This window comes from Cellulomonas sp. plas2, assembly GCF_057221735.1.
Map to the genome: position 1 here is coordinate 452,241 of NZ_CM170155.1, position 19,370 is coordinate 471,610.

Sequence of the window (19,370 nt, forward strand, 5' to 3'; positions counted from 1 at the left end):
GCCCCGCGTGCGGGCCGTCCGGGCCGGCCGGAGCCTGGGGGCATGGCGACGACGGGACGGGTCCAGCGGCCGGGTGCGCAGGAGTGGGTGCCGCCCGCGGCCGACGTCGACGACCTGCGGGCGGCCGCACCCGCCTGCCGCGGCTGCGAGCTGTGGGAGCCGGCGACCCAGGTCGTCTTCTCGGCCGGGCCGTCCGACGCACGCCTCGTCCTCGTCGGCGAGCAGCCGGGCGACCGGGAGGACCGCGAGGGCGAGCCCTTCGTCGGCCCGGCCGGGCGGGTGCTATCCGACGCCCTGGTGAGCGCCGGCATCCCGCGCGGCGACGTCTACGTGACGAACGCGGTCAAGCACTTCCGCTTCGAGGAGCGTGGCCCGCGCCGCCTGCACAAGAGCCCCGCGGTGACGCACATCCGCGCCTGCCTGCCGTGGCTGTCGGCGGAGCTGGCGGTCGTGCGCCCGCAGGTGGTCGTGTGCCTCGGCGTCACCGCGGCCAAGGCGGTGGTGGGTGAGGCGGCGACGCTGGGCGCGCTGCGCGGCCGGATCCTGGGCGACGACGAGGTCGGCACGGGCCTCGGCGCCGGCCGCCGGGTGCTCATCACGGCGCACCCGTCGTCCATCCTGCGCCTGCAGGACCCGGCCGAGCGCCGCGCCGCGACCGGCGCCCTCGTCGAGGACCTCTGCATTGCCGCCGCTGAGGCGTGACTCGCGCCCTACCAGGGAGGGCTGGCGGAGGTGCCGGGGGCGCTTCAAGGCCAAGCTCCCCTTCGCGTTCGCCCGGTATCCATCGATTGCGGACGCCTTGCCGACCAACCGCGACACGCCCTTGACTGCGCGTCCGAAACCCCCGTCCGAAACTTGATGCGTCCGCAACGCCGCGGAGGACGTTTTCGATACGTTTGAGGCATGGCTCACCTGCTGGGGTACGCGCGCGTCTCGACGACCGCGCAGGACGTGTCGCTGCAGCGCGATGCTCTGGCCGCGGCCGGCTGCGCGCGGATCTGGGTCGACGTCGCCTCGGGCTCGCGCGACGACCGCACCGAGCTCGCCGGGGTCCTCGCGGCGCTGCTGCCCGGGGACACGCTTGTGGTGTGGCGGCTGGACCGGCTGGGCCGCTCGCTGCGGCACCTGATCGACGTCGTGGTCGACCTCGAGGCGCGCGGGGTGGGCTTCCGCTCGCTCACCGAGTCGATCGACACCACCACCCCGGGCGGCCGCCTGACGTTCCACCTGTTCGGCGCCTTGGCCGAGTTTGAGCGCCAGCTGATCCGGGACCGCACCGTCGCTGGCCTGGAGGCCGCTCGCGCCCGAGGTCGCGTCGGAGGACGCCCGACCCGCATGCCGCCCGGCCGGATCGAGGAGGCCCGGCGCATGCGCGCCGAGGGGCGCACGATCACCGAGATCGCCTCAGTCCTCGGGGTCGGGCGAGCGACGATCTACCGCCATCTCGACGACGAGCACGCGACGACAGGCTCGACGCGCACCGTAGGGGAGAGGACGTCATGAGCACCGAGCCGCACGGCGACGGGCAACCTGCCGTGCCCGACGACGACCGGACGCAAGGTGCGCAACCAAGGAGAGCGCGTTCACGACGCTGGGTAGGGATCGTCGCCTACCTGGTGGCAGTCCTAGCCGTGACGGCCGTGGCGACCGCGATCAAGGTCGCGTTCGGCGATCCGTTGGTCGACGCGTTCCTCAGCACGCTCATCCCGGCTCTGGGAGTCGTCGCGTTCTTGCCGCTGAGCGAGGCGTTGCGCCGGCGGCTGCAGCGGCGCCGCATTCGTCGCGGCTTCCTTGAGGTGGTCGTGCGCGACCGGGCACGTCTGCACCGCGGTATAAAACCTCGATGGCAGACCGTCAACGCCCGGCCCGAGCCAGGGCGTCTGGTGTTGAGCTCGGCGGGTTCCGCCACCCTGCCCGGCGGCCCGTTGACGCTGCCCGTGACGCAGGTGCGCGACACGGGCCGTGACACCGGCATACGAGACTGGAACCTATGGCCCGAGACCCGCATCGTGGCGGTAGACGTGCCGGCGGGTGTGATCGAGCTCGGCGTCGGTGTCGAACATCTGCCGTGGCTCCTCGCGGCCCTCGGCCTGGAGGAGCGGCATCCGCGGCTGGACGCAGCGCGCACCGCTGAGACCGAGACGGACTAGCTGTACTGCCCAGGCAGGTTGGTCAACCTGGTGATCGGTGGGACCTTGCCGATCGCTGAGTGGGGCCGGTGGTGGTTGTACTGGTGGAGCCATCCTGGCAGGGCGGCGCGACGGGCGGTCTCGGACTTGTAGTGCCGGGCGAAGGCCCAGCCGGCGGCCATGGTGCGGTGGAACCGTTCGATCTTGCCGTTGGTCTGCGGCCGGTACGGACGCGTCTTCTTCACGGTGATCGCGAGCTCGGCGCAGGCGTCGCGCCATGCGTGGGACTTGTAGGCCGACCCGTTGTCGGAGAGCACCCGCTCGACGCGCACGCCGCGGGCGGCGAACCAGACCACCGCCCGGCGCAGCACACCCACGGCGGTGGCCGCGGTCTCGTCGTCGTGGATCTCGGCGTAGGCCACCCGGGAGTGGTCGTCGATGACCGTGTGGACGAACGCGGTGCCCATCTTGGGGTCACGGTGCGCATTCTTCGGCTTCCCCGCAGTGGCAGCGCGGTGCCGCTTGCCCTGCTGGCGCCCGACGAAGCGCCACCCGCCGCCGTCGGGGATGTTGCCGAGCTTCTTGACGTCCACGTGCAGCATCGCCCCGGGGCGTTCGTGCTCGTAGCGGCGGATCGGCTCGCCGGTGCGGATGTCGACGTGCGAGAGCCGGTTCAGCCGGCACCGCACCAGCACCGCGTGCACGGTCGAGGCCGCCATGCCCACCCGGGCGCCGATCTCGATCGGTGACAGTCGCTTCTTCCACCGCAGGTGCACCACCCGGCGGACTTGGTGCGGCGGGGTCCGATTCGCGACCCGGTACGGGCGGCTCGAGCGGTCGCTCATGCCCTCGGCCCCGGCCTGCCGGTACCGGTCAGCCCACCTCTTGGCGGTCGGCCAGGACACGTCGTACCGGCGGGCGGCCACCGCGACCGGCCAATCCTCCTCGACGATCAGACGCGCCAACCGCAGACGCGCACGCGGAGTCAGAGCAGCGTTAGCGTGGGACACGAAGACCTCCTGGTCGTGGTGCGGAACGTCAGCAGCTCCACTCCACGACCGGAGGTCTTCGTCGTCCACGACCGCTACCGCGTGTCGTCACACCCGCTCAACCAACCTGCCTGGGCAGTACAACTAGCGCGACGAGCAATCCGGCCTGGAGTGAACGACGCAGCGCCAGTGGGCGATGCGCCGGCGCCGACGCGCGTCACCGAGTGGCCTCCCGCCGACGGGTCTCAGAAGTTGGTTCAGTAGCGGCGGCGGCCTGCCGATGTTCCGGACTGACTTGTGAGACGCGGTCAGTCGAAGCGATCGGACGACGTGGCGTCTCACCGCCGGGCCGTCGCAGAACCTTCGTCTGCGGCACAGGCTGCCGGTTCAGTCAGTGCTGTATAGTTCAGCACATGCTGAGCATTGCTACTCGCCTGGACGTGATGAACCGGTTGGGCCGGGCAATGGCCGACCCAACACGGTCACGGCTCCTGATGGCGTTGTTGGAGCGGCCCGCCTATCCGGCAGAGCTGGCACGCGACCTCGGGCTGACGCGCTCGAACGTGTCGAACCATCTGGCTTGCCTGCGCGACTGCGGCATCGTGGTCGCCGAGCCCGAGGGCCGCCAGACACGTTACGAGATCGCCGACCCGCACCTGGCACGGGCGCTCAACGCACTGGTCGAGGTCACCCTCGCCGTGAACGAGAACGCTCCCTGCATCGATCCTGCCTGCCCTGTTCCCGGGTGCGCCAACGCGGAGCCTGACGCGTGATCGTTTCCTCGGTCCTGCAGGCGATCGGCCTGTTCGTTGCCACCAACATCGACGACATCATCGTGCTCTCGCTGTTCTTCGCCCGGGGCGCAGGGCAACGCGGGACGACGGCCCGGATCACCGCAGGCCAGTACCTCGGGTTCGCCGGCATCCTGGGCACCGCCGTGCTCGTGTCACTGGGCGCGGGAGCATTCCTTCCTGAAGAAGCCATCCCCTACTTCGGGCTCATCCCCCTGGCCCTAGGCCTGTGGGCCGCATGGCGGGCCTGGCGCGGGAGCGACGACGATGACGATGACGCCAAGGTTGAGGGCAAGAACGTCGGCGTCTTGACCGTCGCCGCGGTCACCTTCGCCAACGGAGGAGACAACATCGGCGTCTACGTCCCGGTCTTCCTCAACGTGGGACCTGTAGCCGTGGTCGCCTACTGTGTCGTCTTCCTCCTGCTCGTCGCGATCCTCGTCATGCTGGCCAAGTTCATCGCCACGCGCCGACCGATCGCCGAAGTCCTCGAACGCTGGGAACACGTGCTGTTCCCGATCGTTCTGATCGGCCTGGGCATCGTCATCCTCGTCAGCGGCGGAGCCTTCGGCCTCTGACGCCCTGCCCCGGCCCATGACGCATCTCGGTTGAGAGACTGCACGCACGGAGCGAAGAGCTCCGAGGAGAGGCATGGTGGATAGCCGCGCCGGTGTTGCCATCGCGTGGCCGCGCTGGCAGATCTCGCGGTAGACCCGCGATCACCCCCTGGTTGTCGGCGCCAGCTGACCCGACCGCCACAGAACACCGACAAGGCCCCGCCACCTGAACGCCAAGACCACAGCCGACGGCGCGATCGGGGCAGCACCGGCAAAGTCACCCGTCACCCGTCTTGGCGAAGTGCTCGATGTAGCGCCGCTGCCACGGCGTCTCAACCGCCCGCCGGTGGTAGCCCGTCCGCACGTAGGCGATGGCCGCCCGCGCCGGTAGCCCGTCCATCACGGCGAGGCACGCTAGGGCGGTGCCGGTCCGTCCCACCCCACCCCCGCAGGCGACCTCCACTCGGTGACCCTCGGCTGCTTGCCACGCCCAGTGCAGCGCCTCGCCTGCGGCCACATGATCACCGGGCAGCCAGAAGTCGGGCCAGCGCACCCACCGGGACGGCCATGGCACGGGCGCGGGTCGCCTCGCCAGTAGATACAGGCCTGCTTCGGGCGCAGCCCACGGCGGCGGGGCAGCGCGCAGCCCTCGTCCTCGCACCAGCCGTCCGCTGGGCAGGCGGAGCACGCCCGGGGCGTCCCGTTCCCACGTCCGGCTCACGGCAGCACCGTAGACACGACGGGCTGTGTGGGGACGGCGTCGACGGTCAAGTCCTGGGTAGTGGTGTAGCGGTTCGGCGTGATCCTGGTGTTGTTCAGGCGGTCAGGGCCAGGGTGTTGTCGGTGGTGTTGATCTGCGGGTTCGGGTCGGGGAGGGCCTGGAGGCGGGCCTTGGCCAGGACGTCGAGGGCGAAGTAGCGGCGGCCTTCGGCCCATTCGTCGTGCTGTTCGGCTAGGACGGCGCCGACGAGCCGGGTGACGGCGTTGCGGTCGGGGAAGATGCCGACGACGTCGGTGCGGCGGCGGATCTCGCGGTTGAGCCGCTCGTTGGGGTTGTTGGACCAGATCTGGCGCCAGATCTCCTTGGGGAACGCGGTGAACGCCAGCACGTCGGCGCGTGCGGCGTCCAGGTGCTCATGGACCTGCGGGAGCTTGTCGGCGACGGCGTCGAGCAGCTTGTCGAACTGGGCGTTGACCTGGTCCTTGTCGGGCTGGTCGTAGACCGAGTGCAGCATCGCCTTGACTGCTGGCCACGAGCTCTTCGGGCATGCGCCCATCAGGTTCGCTGCGTAGTGGGTGCGGCACCGCTGCCAGGACGCTGCGGGCAAGGTGGCCCCGATCGCGGCGACCAGCCCGGCGTGGGCGTCGGAGGTCACCAGCTTGACCCCGCTCAGGCCGCGGGCGACCAGGCCTTGGAAGAACGTCAACCACGCCGGAGCGGTCTCGGAGGTGGTGACCTGCACGCCCAGGACCTCGCGGTGCCCGTCGTTGTTGACCCCGGTGGCGACCAGCACCACCGCGTTGACGACCCGCCCGTCCTCGCGGACCTTCATCGTCAACGCATCCGCAGCCACGAACGTGTACGGGCCGGCGTCCAGGGGCCGGTCCCGGAACGCCGTGACCTGCGCGTCCAGGTCCTTGGACATCTCGCTGACCTGCGAGCGGGACAGCCCGGTGATGCCCAGGGACTGCACGAGCTTGTCCATGCGGCGCGTCGAGACGCCCAGCAGGTAGCACGTCGCCACGACGCTGATCAGAGCCTTCTCCGCCCGGCGCCGCCGGTCCAGCAACCACTCGGGGAAGTAGGACCCGGTGCGCAGCTTGGGCACCGCCACCTCGATCGTCCCGACCCGGGTGTCCAGGTCCCGGTGCCGGTACCCGTTGCGGCGGTTGACCCGGTCCTGGCTGCGCTGGCCCCACTCGGCGCCGCACACCGCGTCGGCATCCGCCGAGAGCAGCACGTCGATGAACGTGCTCAGCAGGTGACGCATCAGATCTGGGGAAGCCTGCTCCAGGTGCTCGTGCAAGAACCGGGCAGGGTCGATACTCGTCGGTGCGGTCATCGTGTTGCTCCACTTCGAGAGTGCTGTGAGAGGTTCACTCGAAGGGTCACGCGGTGACCGCGTCCTCGTCTACGACGACGCGCCCACCGGGCTACCGGTACACCACTCTGCTGGACTCAACTTGCCGCGCGGTCAGCGCGTGCGCCCGTGAGGCGCTCGCTCAGCCGCTGGTCGCGCGCACCCTTGGCGCGCCCTGATACCGCCCGCCTTGATACCGCTCGCTACCAGTCGTCTGCGGCTCTCGCGGAGCGGCGTGCGGCGCCGGCATTGTGGCCCAAGCGTGATGCATCTCTCCGCAGACGTACTGCCCGAGCTCCTCCGCCGGCGCTTGCAGCACCCGCCAACTCGCGCAGACCGAAACCGGCTCAGGGGTCGTGCAGGTTGCTTGTCGTCGCGCGGCCCTGGGTCCGGGACATTGGCGTAGTCGTTGGACCCACCGTACGTATCACTGCTCCGACCGCGGCAGCAGCTGCAGTCAGCAGGTCCCACCGCCAACCCTCGAAGTCAGCTCATCGCCGCGGGCTCGGGCGGCAGGGTGGCCGCAGGTGAGCGCGTCGAGCCGCGCTGCGGAGGCAGCGGACGCTGCCCTCACACCCCGAAACCGTCCCGGCGTCGCTCTAGACGGATGCGTGTGCAGGCAGCGGAGGGCCTGGTGGGGTGCGGGTGTGGGCTGCAGGAAGTCGGTGCACGGCGTCGACCTTGTCCAGGCCTTCGCTGCGGTGAGTCAGTAGTAGGACACCGAGGTGGGAGGCGGCGTCGAGCAGATCGGCGACGAGGGCTTCGGCGGTGGGTTCGTCGAGGCCTTCGGTCGGTTCGTCGAGGACGAGCAGCGTGGGGTTGACCAGCAGCGCGCGCGCGGCTGCCAGGCGGCGACGTTCGCCGCCGGAGATGGTGCCGTCCCCGAGCCGCGTGGAGAGACCGGCGGGCAGGCCGGCGAGCCACGGTCCCAGGCGCACCCGTTCGAGGACGGCGACGAGCCGGGCGTCGTCGGCATCCGGGGCCGCCAGGCGAAGGTTCTCCCGGAGGGTGGAGTCGAACAGGTGGTCGCCGTGGTCGCCGACGACGGCCACGCGGCGTCGGACATCGGCGCCGGCGAGCTCGCGGATGTCGATGCCGCCGAGCAGCACGTGGCCGCCGGCGGGGTCGAGCAGGCGCGCGATGACGGCCACGAGGGTCGACTTGCCCGAGCCGGAGGGCCCCAGGAGTGCAACCTTCTCCCCCTCGTCGACCTTCAGGTCTAGGCCGTGGAGTGCAGGTGGGCGGGCCGGGTCCCATCCGGCGACCAGGCCGCGGACCGTCAGCTGCGAGGAGACCGGCAGGGGGCGTGGCGCCACGGGCTCGCCGGCGACGACCGGGGCGGTCGCGAGTTCGCGAAGGCGGGTCCGCGCTGCGGCCGCGCGCTGACGGGCGACGGCGGCGTCGACGAGGGTTTGTGCGGGCTCGGTGAGCGCCAGCGCGACGAGCACGAGGACGGCTGCCGCCTCGGGGCCCAGCGCCCTGGAGTAGGCGGCCGCGGCGGCGGCTCCTAAGACGGCGACGGCCACGCCGACGTGGCCGAGCGCGGTCGCGGCGCCGCACCACCACGCACTGCGGGCCTCGGCGACAGCGAGGGCGGCGCTGCGACGGTCGGGCAGGCGCAGGGCCTCCTCGACGCCGCGGGCCGCGAGCTCCTCGGCGCCGTCGAGTGTCTCGGTGAGGGCGTCGATGACCTGGTCGCGCGCGCCGGCGACGGCGGCCTCGCGGCGTACGGCTTCGCGCGCGCCGATGAGGGGGGCCAGCACTCCTGCGACGAGCAGCCCCGCGGCGACCGCCGCGCCAGAGAGGGGTAGGGCGGCTGTGGCTGCGCCCGCCGCCACGAGCAGCGCGAGGAGTGCGGACAGGGCGGGCAGCTGCCCACGCAGGAGCCCGTCGACGCGGGCGTCGACGTCGTCGACGACCCGGGTCAGCAGGGCCCCGCGGCGCAACGGGCCGGGTCCGGGCACGCGGGGCACGAGTTCCGCGTACACCTGGGAGCGCCAGCGCCCCAGCCTGTCGAAGGCGACCTCGTGGGAGACCAGCCGCTCGAGGTAGCGCAGCAGGGGACGGGCCACGGCGGACCCGCGGACCAGCACGACGGCGGTCGACAGGGTCAGCACCGGTGGGATCGCCGAGGCGCGCACGAGCAGCCAGGTGGCCGCCGCCGTCAGCAGCAGCCCGGCCAGCCAGGAGGTGGCGCCCAGGGTCACAGCGACCGGCGCCGACCGGGAGGCCCGCCGCAACAGCTGTCGTGACCAGGCTGCCTCAGCCGGTGGGAGGGCTTGGGGTCTGTCCTCATCGGACGCCATGCGCACGCCGTGATCTGGTGGCCCGGCAGATGCAGTCGCTGCGGCGCGACCGGGGCGGACGGGTGCGGGGATGAGGGGCTGGGGCGGGTGGACCTCGAGGGTGCGGTCGGCCGCGGCGAGCAGGGCCCGTCGATGGGAGACGACCAGGACAGCGCTGCCGCGTGCGGCTGCCTGGCGAAGGCGGGCGATGACCAGCTGCTCGGCGGCGGCGTCGAGGTGGGCGGTGGGCTCGTCCAGGAGCAGCAGACGAGGGTGGTGGGCCACCAAGGCCAGGGCGCGGGCCAGCGCCAGTCGTTGGCGCTGGCCGGAGGAGAGCCCGGCGCCTCCTTCGCCGAGCGGGGTCGCCAGGGCCAGCGGTAGGGCGGCGATCTCGTCGGCGAGCCCGACGTCGGCCAGGGCGGCCCAGCGCTCGTCGTCGCCCGCGAGCACGTCCAGGGCGTCGGCGACTGTGCGGGCGTGCGGCAGCGTCGGGCGCTGGGGCACGTAGACGAGGCCGTCACGACCGCCGGTGGCTCCTCCGCCGACTACCTCCACGGCGCCGGTGGCGCCCGGTTGGATGCCGGCGAGCACGCGCAGCGCCGTGGTCTTCCCCGCGCCGGAGGGACCCTGCAGGGCGACGAGCTCCCCGGCGGTGACGGACAAGTGCGGCAGGTGAAGGGCGTCGACCTCGGTACCGGGGTGGCGTACTCGCACGTCTAGGGCGCTTGCCCTGGCGGGGCCCCAGGCGGGGGTGCCAGGTCGGAGCCTGGCGGTGTCGCGGGCGTCGGGGACGGCGAGGAGGTTTTCGACCTCCTCGACCACGGCCGTGGCGTCGGCGGCGGCGTGGAAGCGGGCACCGACCTCGCGCAGGGGCCGGTAGGCCTCGGGGGCGAGCAGGATGAGCAGGAGCGCAGGCAGCAGGTCCAGGGTGCCGGCGGCCACGCGCAGGCCGGCCTCGACGGCGACGAGGCCGACCGACAGGGTGCCCACCAAGTCCAGCGCGGTTGAGGACAGGAACGCCAGCCGCAGCACGCGGGCCGTCTCGGTGGCCTGGGCCCGGGTCATCTGCGCGACGACGTCGACCTGGCGTTGGGCACGCCCGTACAGGCGCAGCGTGGGCAGGCCTGCGACGACGTCGAGGAAGTGGGCGGTCAGGCGCCGGGTGGTGACCCAGCGCTGGCGGGCTCGCTCGGCGGTGGCCCAGCCGACGAGCGCGGCGAAGACCGGTACGAGGGGCAGGGTGAGCAGGACGATGATGCCCGAGGCGGGGTCGACCAGGAGCATCGCGGCCACGACCAGGGGTGGAACGACACCGGCGATGACGAGGGAGGGCAGGTAGCCGTCGAACCAGGGCCGCAGCGCGTCCAGGCCGCTGCTGAGCAGGGCGCCCAGCCGGGCGGGTCCGTACGCGGCGATCCACGCGGGGCCCCGGCGCAGTGCGGCGGCAAGGGCAGCGCGGCGCACGTCGTCGACGGCTGCGGATCCGGCGCGGGTGGTGAGCACCCGCTCGCCCCAGGCCAGGGCGGCCCGCAGGCCGAGGGCGGCCCCGAGCAGCCCGAGCCAGGTCCCGACGCCCGCGCCGGGCATCGGCAGTGCCCCCGCACGGGCGGGGTCCTCGAGGGCGACCAGGGCGGTCACCAGGGCGGCCAGGATGCCGGCGACCAGGACGGTGACCAGCGCCTGGGCGCCGGAGACCAGCACGACGGCGGCCACCCAGGGCCGGGCGGAGGGCGCGCGGCGCAGCAGCCGGGGATCCAGCGGGCCACGGCGAGGGTCGGCGCTCACGTGGGTACCCGTTCGCTGGTCACCCGCTGGCGCAGCACCCAGTAGGAGAAGGCCTGGTAGGCCACGACGCCGGGCAAGACCACGACGCCGGCCCAGCTGATGACCTCCAGCGCCGTGCTCGAGGCGGCGGCGGACTCACGGGTCAGCGACCAGGCCGGGTCTAGCGTGCTGGCTAGCACCACCTCGCCACCGGCAGTCAGGGCGGCCACCACCGCCGCGGCGACCACCGCGGCCCCCGCGACGAAGGCCAGCGCCTCGCGGTGGGCCGCGGCCGCGGCGACGACGAGGAGAAGTACCAGGGCCGCGCCGCCCCACAGCGAGGCGGTGCCGTACCCGGTGAGGGCGCTGATGCCGGCGGCGCCCGCAAGGGCAGCGGCGCCCGTGGAGGCCGTGGCGACGGTCACGCGCCGGGCCCGACGTCGCAGCGGCCCGGTGGTGCGCAGGCCCAGAAAGGTCGAGCCCAGCAGCACCGCCAGGGTCACCGCGGCCACGGCACCGGCCAGTGCCTGCCAGGTCGCCAGCGGCTCCAGGGTGCGCAGGAGCCCGGCGCCCACGCCCGGACTCGAGTGCACCTCGCCGTCCGTGCCCAGGGCGAGCCCGCGGACGAAGACGGTCAGCAGCGCCCCGAGCAGGGCGACCACGCCGAGCGAGGTTGCTGCCAGCCACGCGTCGCACCGGCGCCGCCAGGCCGCTCCGGAGTGCTTGCCGCGGAACTCCAGTGCGACCCCGCGGCCGGCGAGCAGCACCAGCACGGCCACGAAGGGCAGGAACAGGCCTGACAGCAGGGCTGCGTACCAGTCGGGGAAGGCGGCGAAGGTGACCCCGATGGCGGCGACGAACCAAACCTCGTTGCCGTCCCAGAAGGGCCCGATGGTGCGCAGCGCGGCGGAGCGCTCGTGGTCGTTGCGTCCCAGCAGCGGTGACAGCGCGCCGACGCCGAAGTCGAAGCCCTCCAGGACGAAGAACAGCACCCAGCACAGCACGACGAGGGCGAACCAGATGGTGACGAGGTCCACGGCGGACTCCCCGGAGATGGTCCAGGGGCGGCGACCCCTGAGGTAGCGGTGCAGGTCAGGTCAGTAGGTGGTGACCAGGTCGGCGTCCTGCGGGGTGCGGCCGCCGGTGCGCTCGTCGGGCTGGTCAGTGGGGTTCTCCTCGCCCCGCTCGCCCGCGGCCAGGGCCTCGGCGTCCAGGTCCTGGCGGATGATGTGCAGCACCAGGCGGGTCCATACGACCGCGATGACGCCGTAGGCGAGGGCGAAGGTCCCCAGGGCCGCCAGCGCCTCCCCGGCGGTCAGGCCCGCGGATAGGCCGTCCTCGGTACGGGTCAAGCCGAACGCCAGCCAGGGCTGACGCGCGGTCTCGGTGAAAACCCAGCCGAAGGTGCCGGCCGCGGCGGGCAGGGCGGGTAGCAGCGGCAGCAGTCGCAGCGCCCGCCGCACACCGAGACGACCGACCGGCAGCTCACGGCCACGGCGCGTGGCCCACAGGTAGGCCGCGGCCACGGCGGTCGCGAGCATCCCGATGCCGATCATGGCCCGGAAGGACCAGTACGCCATCCACACCACGGGCACGTAATCGCCGGCACCGAACTGTTCGGCGTACTGCGCCTGCAGGTCGTCGATACCGGCCACCGTGGCGGTCGGATCGCCTACTGCCAGGACCGAGAGCAGGTAGGGCACGTCCAGGCTGAAGAAGGGCTCTTCTCCCCCGGGACGCCCGACGGCGAAGATTGAGAATGGCGCCCCGGCCGTGGTCGTGTACAGCGCCTCCGCGGCCGCCATCTTCATGGGTTGGACCTGGGTCATCACCTTGCCCAGCACGTCCCCAGTCAGGGCCACGAGGGTCCCGCCCACAAGCGTCGACCATGCCCCGACCCGCGCCAGCGTGCCGAAGGCCAGCCCCTGCTCGTGGTCGTCGCGGCTTTCGGGTTCCCCTGGCTCGCCCAGCCCCGAGGCCGTCGGCACGTGCACCCAGCGGCGCCAGGCACCCACGGCCAACAGCAGCGCACCGCCGAGCATCACCGCCCCGGCGATCGTGTGCGGGAAGGCGGCCAGGTTGACCGGGTTGAGCATCAGCTCAGGAAAGCTTGTCAGGCGCGCGCGGCCCACCTGCTCGTCCCAGCGGTAGGCGACGGGGTTCTGCATGAACGCATTCGCCGCGAGGATAACGAAGGCCGAGATCAGCGTCCCGATGGCGACCACCCAGATCGTTGCTAGGTGCAGCCGCCGCGGCAGCCTGCCCCAGCCGAAGTACCACAGGCCCAAGAAGGTCGCCTCGAGGAAGAATGCGAGCATGCCTTCGACGGCCAGCACGGGCCCGAAGACGTCGCCGTAGGCGCGGGCGAACGAGCTCCACCCCAGACCGAACTGCAGCTCCTGCACCAGACCGGTGACCACACCGACGGCGAAGGTCACCAGCAGCAGCTTGCCGACTAGCAGCGTCAGCCGGCGGTAGCAGTCGCGGCCCGTGCGGTGCCACGCGGTGTGCAGACCGGCCGTGGCTGCCGCCAGCGCTATCGACAGCGGTACGAACAGGTAGTGGTAGATCGTCACGACCGCAAACTGCAGCCGCGTGATGTCCAGGACAGAAAGGTCCACGCCCACCCACCTTTTCCTGTGCACGCCAGCGACCGGCCGGTGCCTGTCGCAGCCATACTACGCCGCGTCGTACGAGGTATGTAGTACGAAGGTGGAAGTACGTCGCCTGTCGTAGGAAGGTGTTGACCTGGCTATGCTGGGCGCTGTGGCGGGCAGCGGACTGGGCGACCTTGAGCGTGAGGTCATGGCGCATCTGTGGGACGCCGGCGCGCCCCTGACCGTCCGACAGGTGCACGAGCAGCTGTCCGGCGCGCGGTCCCTGGCGTACACGACCGTGATGACGGTGCTGGACCGACTGGCCAAGAAGGGCGTCGTGCGTCAGGAGCGCGCCGACCGCGCCTACCGCTACGCGCCGGTGCAGACCCGCGAAGAGATGACGGCCGCGCTCATGCTGGACGCGCTGGGCGCCACCCCCGACGGGCCCGCGCGCGATGCGGCCCTCGTGCACTTCGTCGGCAGGGTCGGACCCGAGGGCGCCGCCGCCCTGCGCGCGGCGCTGGAGCGCGCCGGCTCCGGGTCCTGAGCCGGCCGCCCGCGGCCCCTGCCTGACCTCTCCTCCGCCCCCGTGACGACGCTGCTGCTCGGTGGGCTCGGGCTGGCGCTGTCCCTGCTGGTGCCCGAGATGCTCGCCCGGGCCCGGTGGACCGATCGAGCGCCCGGGCCGGCCGTCGTGCTGTGGCAAGCCGTGACCCTGGCGTCGGTGCTCTCGGCGGTCGGGGTCGTGCTCGTGGCCCCCGAGGAGCTCGTGCGGGCACTGGACACCGGGCCCGACGTCGAGGCGTGGGTGCTCGTAGGCGCCCTGGCCGTCGCCGGCCTCATCGTCACCCGGCTCGTGTGGTCCACCGCCGGGGTGCTGCTGCGCTCACGACGGCGGCGGGCGCGGCACGCGAACCTGGTGGACCTGCTGGGCCGCGCCGAGACGGATGGTCTGCAGCATCCGGGCGGCGCACCGCTGCGGGTGCTCGACGGTCCCCTGCCGCTGGCCTACTGCCTGCCCGGGCGGGCACCGCGCGTCGTCCTTAGCGGCGCCGCGCTGCAGGCGCTGTCGGCCGAGCAGGTCCAGGCGGTCCTGGCTCACGAGCAGGCGCACCTGCGGGCGCGCCACGACCTCGTGCTGGAGTCCTTCACCGCTGCGTACCAGGCCGTCCCGAGGTCGCTGCGCAGCCGTATCCCGCTGGAGTCGGTGGCCCTGCTGCTGGAGATGGTGGCCGACGACGCAGCCCGGGCCCGCTGCGGCCCGGCGCCACTGGCCTCAGCGCTGGCCGCGATGAGCACCGACGGTGACCTGGGTGCGCAGGACCTGGGCCCTGCCGGGCGCGCGGCCCGCCGCCAGGTCCGCACCCCCCAGGGCGACCGCCGCCGCCGGGTCGGGCGGCTGCAGCGACCGGCCACGGCCGAGCGTGCTCTGCGCGCGGCCGTCCTGGGCCTGGCGGTGGCCGTCCTCGTGCTGCCCACCGCGTTCGTCGTCGCACCCTGGCTGGCCCAGGCGCTGCCGTCGCTGCCGCCGCTTCCCGGCTCTTGAAGCAGTCCTCGCACCGTCGGCACCGTGCCGGGGTTGTCGCTTCGCCCCGCTCGATCGGAGTCTCCGCGAGAGGAGCATGTGCGCGAAGTGCTGTGTCGTACGTGCGCGCGCCGATCGTAGATCCTTCACGCTCTCGGTTGATGCTCATCACCAAGACCCCATGGCCTTGCAAGTTATGCCCCGTGTGAGCCGATAATCGAGATGACGTCACGGCGCTTGCCGAGACGCCCTGCCTTGCGCCGGCGGTGCGCCGTCAGTCTCTGCCGGCGCTTCAGCTGCTGTACGTGGCAGCTCGGCGAGCATGCGGTTGTACTCCTCAAGCTCCAGGTCCCCGTCGCGTTCGACGTGGCGGTCACGGCGACGGGCGGCGCGGTCGTCGTCGCGTGCCCAGCCGTAGACCAGGCCGACGGCCAAAGCCAGGGTCGGGAGCTCCCCGATGCCCCAGGTGATGGCCGCGCCAGCTTGTTGGTCTTCTATCGCTGATGGTCCCCACGGTCGTCCCATCGCACCGAACCAGTCCGCTTGGAGCAGCGCGGTGGACTGCAGGAGCGAGACGCCGAAGAATGCATGGAAGGCCATCGTGACGAACAGCAGGAGGAGTCTCTGCGGATATCCCAGCCGCGTCGGGCCCGGATCCAGGCCGATCATCGCATTGACGAACAGATATCCTGCGACGGAGAAGTGCAGCACCATCGCCAGGTGTCCGACGTGACTGCGTAGCGCCCAACCGAAGGCGTCGGTGTAGTAGAAGAGCACCATCGACCCTGAGAAGTTGACCGCAGCGAACAGGGGGTGAGCAAGGATGCGACCGAGCCGGCTGTGCACCATGACCAGTAGCCATTCACGCGGCCCACGGGAACGGTCCGCCCGGTGTGTACTGGCGCGAGAGGGAAGGGCTCGCAGCGCGAGCGTGACCGGTGCGGACAGGGCGACCAGGATCGGCACGACCATGACCAGCACCATGTGGGCCAGCATGTGAGCGCTGAAGAGGACCCGGCCGTAGGTGGCTGGTCCACCAGAGGTGGCCCAGACGAAGACGGCCATCGCCGCCAGGAACGACACCGTTCGCAGCACGGGCCAGCGGTCTCCACGTCGGTGCAGTCGTCGGACCCACCGGACGTACATCACTGCTCCGACCGTCGCAGCGGCAGCCGTCAGCAGGTCCCACCGCCACTCGCTGAGCCAACTCATCGCGGTGGGCTCGGGCGGCAGCGGTGAGCCGGTCAGGATCTCGGCCGGCGTGAGGCTCTCCGAAGCGCTCTCCTGCTCCGGCGGTGGTGTGGAGGACAACGCGACGGCCACACCAGAGACGGCTCCCATGACCATGAGCTCGACGCTCACGAGCCGCCACAGCAGCCCTCGGCCCGGTGCACCGTCGGCGAGGTGACGCACAACGCGACGTCGGTGCATGAGCCCTAGAACGCCCAGGAACAGCAGCAGGAGCGCCTTGGCGATGAGAAGCGCGCCCCATTCGGTGGTCAGCCCTCCCCAGCCGGTGCGCAGGGCGCCGTTGACGACGCCTGAGACTGCAACGGCGGGCAGACACCAGCCGGCGATCGTCGAGTAGCGGGCGACGACGGGCGCCAGGTCGCCGCCCAGATGCGCACGTAGCAGGGGTAGCGCCAGCAGCCCACCGACCCAGATGGCTGCCGCGACCTGATGCATGACCATGGAGGAGGTGGCGAGCTCGTGGTTGGCGGCGCCGGCGGCGTGTCCGGTCTGCGACTCCTGCCACAGGGCGACGACGGCCACCGCTGCCAGTACCGCTGCTCCTGCGGGCGTGCGAACCAGCAGCACCAGGACGCTGACGAGGGAGACCAGGATGACCACGGAGAGCTGAGTGCGCCCCAGTTCGACCTGGGTGGCGTAAAGCTGCAGCTCGGAGCCGAATCCTGCCGTAGCCGGCGGTTGTCCACTGACGCTGGCGCACGCCAGGATCAGCCTCGCCAGGGCCAGGACCGTCCATGCGGCAGCCGCGACCGCGGCGATGTTCAGCACACGGGGCATGGCCGCACCGCGGACGTCTGACGCGGCTGGCGGCTGGGACGAGGTTCGAGGCGCGGCTGGTGCAGGTAGCAGGGGCAGCACGGTGCAGGCCAGCACGAGCGGCCCCAGGGTGGTTGCTGCTGCCAAGTTGGTCAGAGTCGAGACCAGCGGCAGTCCCCATCGCGTCAGCGCGCCCGGATCACCCAGTGCAGGCGGACGAGCCCCGCCGGACGCCGCCACGGCCGCCCCGACGACAAGGAGGCTGATGGCCGCAGCGACTGCTACTAGGGCAGCGCCTGCCGGCCGGCGTGCTGGTGATTGCAAGGGTGCGGGGCCCGCCGAGGAGCGTTCAGACGTCACAGCACGACCGTTCGTGTACGGGATGGCACGGCGTGGGCGAGCTACCGCCGCCGTGCTCTCGGGGGCTGACATGCCGGATCGCTCGGCTCATATGACCGTCACGAAGCCGCCGATGAGGGACTGCAGACTCTGCGTCCATCGACCCCACATGCCGGTGACCAGGGCGAGGCCGATCAGTACGAGTAGCGCTCCGCCCAGGCGCATGACGGCGACCCGGTGGACGCGAAGGAACGTGACGGCCGCGGTTGACCGGTGCGCGAGTAGCGCGATCAGCAGGAAGGGGATCCCTAGACCGGTGGCGTAGGCAGCGGCCAGCACGGCACCGCGCGGCGCGCTGGCCTGGTCCAGCGACAGCGAGAGAACGGTCGCCAGGGTGGGCCCGATGCACGGTGCCCATCCCAGCCCGAACGCGATGCCGAGCACGGGTGCTCCCCACAGCCCTCGGCCCCGCGCGACGACGTGGAAGCGACGCTCCCGCTGCAAGCTGGGGATCCAGCCCAAAAACGACAGACCCATGATCACCACCGCGATCCCCAGCACAGGTGTGATCACGTCTTGCCAAGGTCGCAGCGCGAGGCCGAGGGATCCGAACGCAACCCCGAGGAGGACGAACACGGCGGAGAAGCCGAGCACGAAGAGAGCGACCCCGGCCAGCAGCATCGTCTTGGCGCGAGGGCCTGTGTGGGCGCCGGTCATACCCGAGATGAACGCGAAGTAGCCGGGCAGCAGCGGGATGACGCACGGTGAGGCGAAGGAGACGAGACCCGCCACGACCGCCACCGGTACCGCGAGCAGCATGGGTCCTGCGAACGCCGTGGTCTGGAAGGCGTTGGCAAGGCCGTCCCAGAAGCTGGACGTCATGCGGGCTCGTCCAGGACGTCGTCGATCAGGTCGCGCAGGATCGTCGGGTCCGCCACCCCCAGGATGCGTCCGCTCACCCGTCCCTGGCGATCCAGCACGACCGTCGTCGGCACGGCTTCGACCGGTACCCGCCCCTGTAGGGCGGCGATCGCGGTGCCGTCGGTGTCGGCGATGCTCGGGTAAGGGATGTCGAAGGTGCGCTCGAAGGGCTGCGCGGCGCCGGCGTCGTCGGTGCCGTTGATACCGAGGAAGCGGACGCCGTCGGCGGCGTAGTCCGTTGCCGCTGCCGCAAGGTCCGGGGCTTCCACCCGGCAGGGCGGACAGGCGGCGTACCAGGTGTTGACCACGACGACGTCTCCCACCCATGGGCCGGTGTCCACGGGGTTGCCCGCGAAGTCCTGTCCCTGCAGGCGGACGGGGTCGCCTCGGCCGTCGGGCTCCCACGTCGCCACGGACCCGTCACCTGAGATGTACCCCGCCTGCGCACCGGTTGCCGTGCGCCCGTCGTCGGGCGAGGACGCGGTGCAGGCGCCGAGCGCGAGGGCGAGGACCGCACCGGCAAGGGCGGCATGGCCCGAGCGCCGACCAGGATGGACGGCCGCCGACGGCTCACCGTGAGCCGTCCTCGCGCCGGAGGTGCCCGGACGGCTGAAGGCGGCACGAGGGTCCGTCGTCGTCATCGCCACCGTGGGAGGATAGCGGCGATCAGGCTCTGATCCCCCGTGGCCCCTCGAGCCGCAGACGGCACCCGACGACGTGGCGCTACCAGTCTCGTCGATCGGCCCAGCTATCTCGCAGCCGCTGTCAGTGCTCGCTGAGGCTCGTCGCCGCCGGTTGGCCCGTGTCCGACCGTCGGGGACCGACGTGGTGTCCGTGCTCTTACTGGGTCACGTACGTCGTGAAGTACACGTCGACGATCTCGCCTTCGTAGGCCTCTTCCAACTGGGTGGCCAGCTCGGCCTTGAGCGCCTCGCGGCCCTCGGCAGAGCCGACCTCCTCCACCGGGCGCATGGAGAACAAGGCAATCGCTCTGTCGACGGCCTTGGAGACATCCACGTCCTCGACGACTGCGATCGTCAGCTGCAGGCCAAGACCCAGGCGCAGATAGTGCCCGTCGGCGAGATTGATGCTGATCGGTTCGACCGGCTGGACGGCGCCCAGCTCAGCGGCGGCGGCCTCCTCAGCAGCGATCTCCGCCTCCTCGGCTGTGGGCTCGGCCGGAGCCGGGCGCAGGAACAACCAGTAGCCGGCGCCGGCGCCGGCGAGCACCGCGACCGCGATCATGATGAGCAGCTTCTTGCCGCGACCCTTACGGGTCGGGGCAGCGCCCTCTGCCGGGTCCGCCGACGCCGTGGGCGCGGGCCGGGAGTTGCCGATCTTCTTGCTGGAGTCACCGATCACGCGCTGCTGCTCTGGCACTTGGT

17 protein-coding genes are annotated in these 19,370 nt (G+C 71.8%); 7 read left to right on the plus strand and 10 right to left on the minus strand.

The features are described 5' to 3' along the window. Positions 1 to 42 precede the first annotated feature (42 nt). The 3 genes from AC2TDM_RS01995 (at position 43) to AC2TDM_RS02005 (ending at position 2,150) form a co-directional block, all read left to right on the plus strand. On the plus strand, positions 43 to 702 hold the full coding sequence (locus tag AC2TDM_RS01995; RefSeq protein ID WP_090034566.1) for a UdgX family uracil-DNA binding protein: 660 nt from the start codon (positions 43 to 45) through the stop codon (positions 700 to 702). A 201-nt stretch (positions 703 to 903) separates the two neighbouring features. Next, entirely contained in the window at positions 904 to 1,503 is a 600-nt protein-coding gene (locus AC2TDM_RS02000) for a recombinase family protein (RefSeq protein ID WP_090034563.1), read from the plus strand. Then, entirely contained in the window at positions 1,500 to 2,150 is a 651-nt protein-coding gene (locus AC2TDM_RS02005; protein WP_484635678.1) for a hypothetical protein, read from the plus strand. The genes AC2TDM_RS02000 and AC2TDM_RS02005 overlap by 4 nt, the downstream gene beginning before the upstream one ends. Here AC2TDM_RS02005 and AC2TDM_RS02010 read toward each other — a convergent pair. Then, on the minus strand, positions 2,147 to 3,139 hold the full coding sequence (locus AC2TDM_RS02010) for an IS481 family transposase (protein ID WP_484635679.1): 993 nt from the start codon (positions 3,137 to 3,139) through the stop codon (positions 2,147 to 2,149). The genes AC2TDM_RS02005 and AC2TDM_RS02010 overlap by 4 nt on opposite strands. Positions 3,140 to 3,531: 392 nt before the next feature. Between AC2TDM_RS02010 and cmtR the strand changes: the two genes are divergently transcribed. Further along, the gene (gene cmtR / locus AC2TDM_RS02015; RefSeq protein WP_090034559.1) at positions 3,532 to 3,891 is read left to right on the plus strand and encodes a Cd(II)/Pb(II)-sensing metalloregulatory transcriptional regulator CmtR; all 360 of its coding nucleotides are present in this window, start codon (positions 3,532 to 3,534) and stop codon (positions 3,889 to 3,891) included. Continuing rightward, positions 3,888 to 4,487 carry a cadmium resistance transporter gene (locus AC2TDM_RS02020; protein WP_013115601.1) on the plus strand — a complete coding sequence of 200 codons (600 nt, stop codon included), beginning with the start codon at positions 3,888 to 3,890 and terminating at the stop codon, positions 4,485 to 4,487. The genes cmtR and AC2TDM_RS02020 overlap by 4 nt, the downstream gene beginning before the upstream one ends. 256 nt (positions 4,488 to 4,743) lie before the next feature. Here the strand turns inward: AC2TDM_RS02020 and AC2TDM_RS02025 are convergent, their stop codons facing one another. The 5 genes from AC2TDM_RS02025 to AC2TDM_RS02045 all read right to left on the minus strand — a co-directional run bounded on the left by AC2TDM_RS02025 (position 4,744) and on the right by AC2TDM_RS02045 (position 13,217). Continuing rightward, on the minus strand, positions 4,744 to 5,187 hold the full coding sequence (locus AC2TDM_RS02025; RefSeq protein WP_484635680.1) for a protein-tyrosine phosphatase family protein: 444 nt from the start codon (positions 5,185 to 5,187) through the stop codon (positions 4,744 to 4,746). Between the two features lie 94 nt (positions 5,188 to 5,281). Further along, positions 5,282 to 6,529: an IS256 family transposase gene (locus AC2TDM_RS02030; RefSeq protein ID WP_203709006.1), complete on the minus strand. Its 1,248-nt coding sequence runs from the start codon at positions 6,527 to 6,529 to the stop codon at positions 5,282 to 5,284. A gap of 617 nt (positions 6,530 to 7,146) precedes the next feature. Then, the gene (gene cydD / locus AC2TDM_RS02035) at positions 7,147 to 10,617 is read right to left on the minus strand and encodes a thiol reductant ABC exporter subunit CydD (RefSeq protein WP_090033027.1); all 3,471 of its coding nucleotides are present in this window, start codon (positions 10,615 to 10,617) and stop codon (positions 7,147 to 7,149) included. Further along, entirely contained in the window at positions 10,614 to 11,633 is a 1,020-nt protein-coding gene (gene cydB / locus AC2TDM_RS02040) for a cytochrome d ubiquinol oxidase subunit II (RefSeq protein ID WP_090033029.1), read from the minus strand. The genes cydD and cydB overlap by 4 nt, the downstream gene beginning before the upstream one ends. 60 nt (positions 11,634 to 11,693) lie before the next feature. Then, entirely contained in the window at positions 11,694 to 13,217 is a 1,524-nt protein-coding gene (locus AC2TDM_RS02045) for a cytochrome ubiquinol oxidase subunit I (RefSeq protein WP_090033031.1), read from the minus strand. A gap of 133 nt (positions 13,218 to 13,350) precedes the next feature. Between AC2TDM_RS02045 and AC2TDM_RS02050 the strand changes: the two genes are divergently transcribed. Both AC2TDM_RS02050 and AC2TDM_RS02055 read left to right on the plus strand, forming a co-directional pair. Then, positions 13,351 to 13,740 (plus strand): BlaI/MecI/CopY family transcriptional regulator, encoded by a 390-nt coding sequence (locus AC2TDM_RS02050; protein WP_090033032.1) that lies wholly within the window; start codon positions 13,351 to 13,353, stop codon positions 13,738 to 13,740. Positions 13,741 to 13,782: 42 nt separating this feature from the next. After that, complete coding sequence (locus AC2TDM_RS02055) at positions 13,783 to 14,739, plus strand: M56 family metallopeptidase (RefSeq protein ID WP_175499494.1); 957 nt, start codon at positions 13,783 to 13,785, stop codon at positions 14,737 to 14,739. 207 nt (positions 14,740 to 14,946) lie between these two features. On the opposite strand, the gene AC2TDM_RS02060 is transcribed toward AC2TDM_RS02055, so the two are convergent. The 4 genes from AC2TDM_RS02060 to AC2TDM_RS02075 all read right to left on the minus strand — a co-directional run bounded on the left by AC2TDM_RS02060 (position 14,947) and on the right by AC2TDM_RS02075 (position 19,347). Further along, a complete protein-coding gene (locus AC2TDM_RS02060) occupies positions 14,947 to 16,746 on the minus strand; it encodes a bifunctional copper resistance protein CopD/cytochrome c oxidase assembly protein (RefSeq protein ID WP_484635681.1) in 1,800 nt (599 codons plus the stop codon). Between the two features lie 426 nt (positions 16,747 to 17,172). Continuing rightward, complete coding sequence (locus AC2TDM_RS02065) at positions 17,173 to 17,946, minus strand: cytochrome c biogenesis CcdA family protein (protein ID WP_090033035.1); 774 nt, start codon at positions 17,944 to 17,946, stop codon at positions 17,173 to 17,175. Then, on the minus strand, positions 17,943 to 18,398 hold the full coding sequence (locus AC2TDM_RS02070; protein WP_308439478.1) for a TlpA family protein disulfide reductase: 456 nt from the start codon (positions 18,396 to 18,398) through the stop codon (positions 17,943 to 17,945). The genes AC2TDM_RS02065 and AC2TDM_RS02070 overlap by 4 nt, the downstream gene beginning before the upstream one ends. Before the next feature lie 427 nt (positions 18,399 to 18,825). Further along, on the minus strand, positions 18,826 to 19,347 hold the full coding sequence (locus AC2TDM_RS02075; RefSeq protein ID WP_239078662.1) for a flagellar basal body-associated FliL family protein: 522 nt from the start codon (positions 19,345 to 19,347) through the stop codon (positions 18,826 to 18,828). Between the last annotated feature and the right edge of the window lie 23 nt (positions 19,348 to 19,370).

Excerpts from the sequence above, each read along its gene's own strand:
- AC2TDM_RS01995 (WP_090034566.1), top strand. The coding sequence starts at position 43 with ATGGCGACGACGGGACGGGTCCAGCGGCCGGGTGCGCAGGAGTGGGTG.
- AC2TDM_RS02000 (WP_090034563.1), top strand. The coding sequence starts at position 904 with ATGGCTCACCTGCTGGGGTACGCGCGCGTCTCGACGACCGCGCAGGAC.
- AC2TDM_RS02005 (WP_484635678.1), top strand. The coding sequence starts at position 1,500 with ATGAGCACCGAGCCGCACGGCGACGGGCAACCTGCCGTGCCCGACGAC.
- cmtR (WP_090034559.1), top strand. The coding sequence starts at position 3,532 with ATGCTGAGCATTGCTACTCGCCTGGACGTGATGAACCGGTTGGGCCGG.
- AC2TDM_RS02030 (WP_203709006.1), bottom strand. The coding sequence starts at position 6,529 with ATGACCGCACCGACGAGTATCGACCCTGCCCGGTTCTTGCACGAGCAC.
- AC2TDM_RS02050 (WP_090033032.1), top strand. The coding sequence starts at position 13,351 with ATGCTGGGCGCTGTGGCGGGCAGCGGACTGGGCGACCTTGAGCGTGAG.
- AC2TDM_RS02060 (WP_484635681.1), bottom strand. The coding sequence starts at position 16,746 with ATGCCCCGTGTGCTGAACATCGCCGCGGTCGCGGCTGCCGCATGGACG.
- AC2TDM_RS02065 (WP_090033035.1), bottom strand. The coding sequence starts at position 17,946 with ATGACGTCCAGCTTCTGGGACGGCCTTGCCAACGCCTTCCAGACCACG.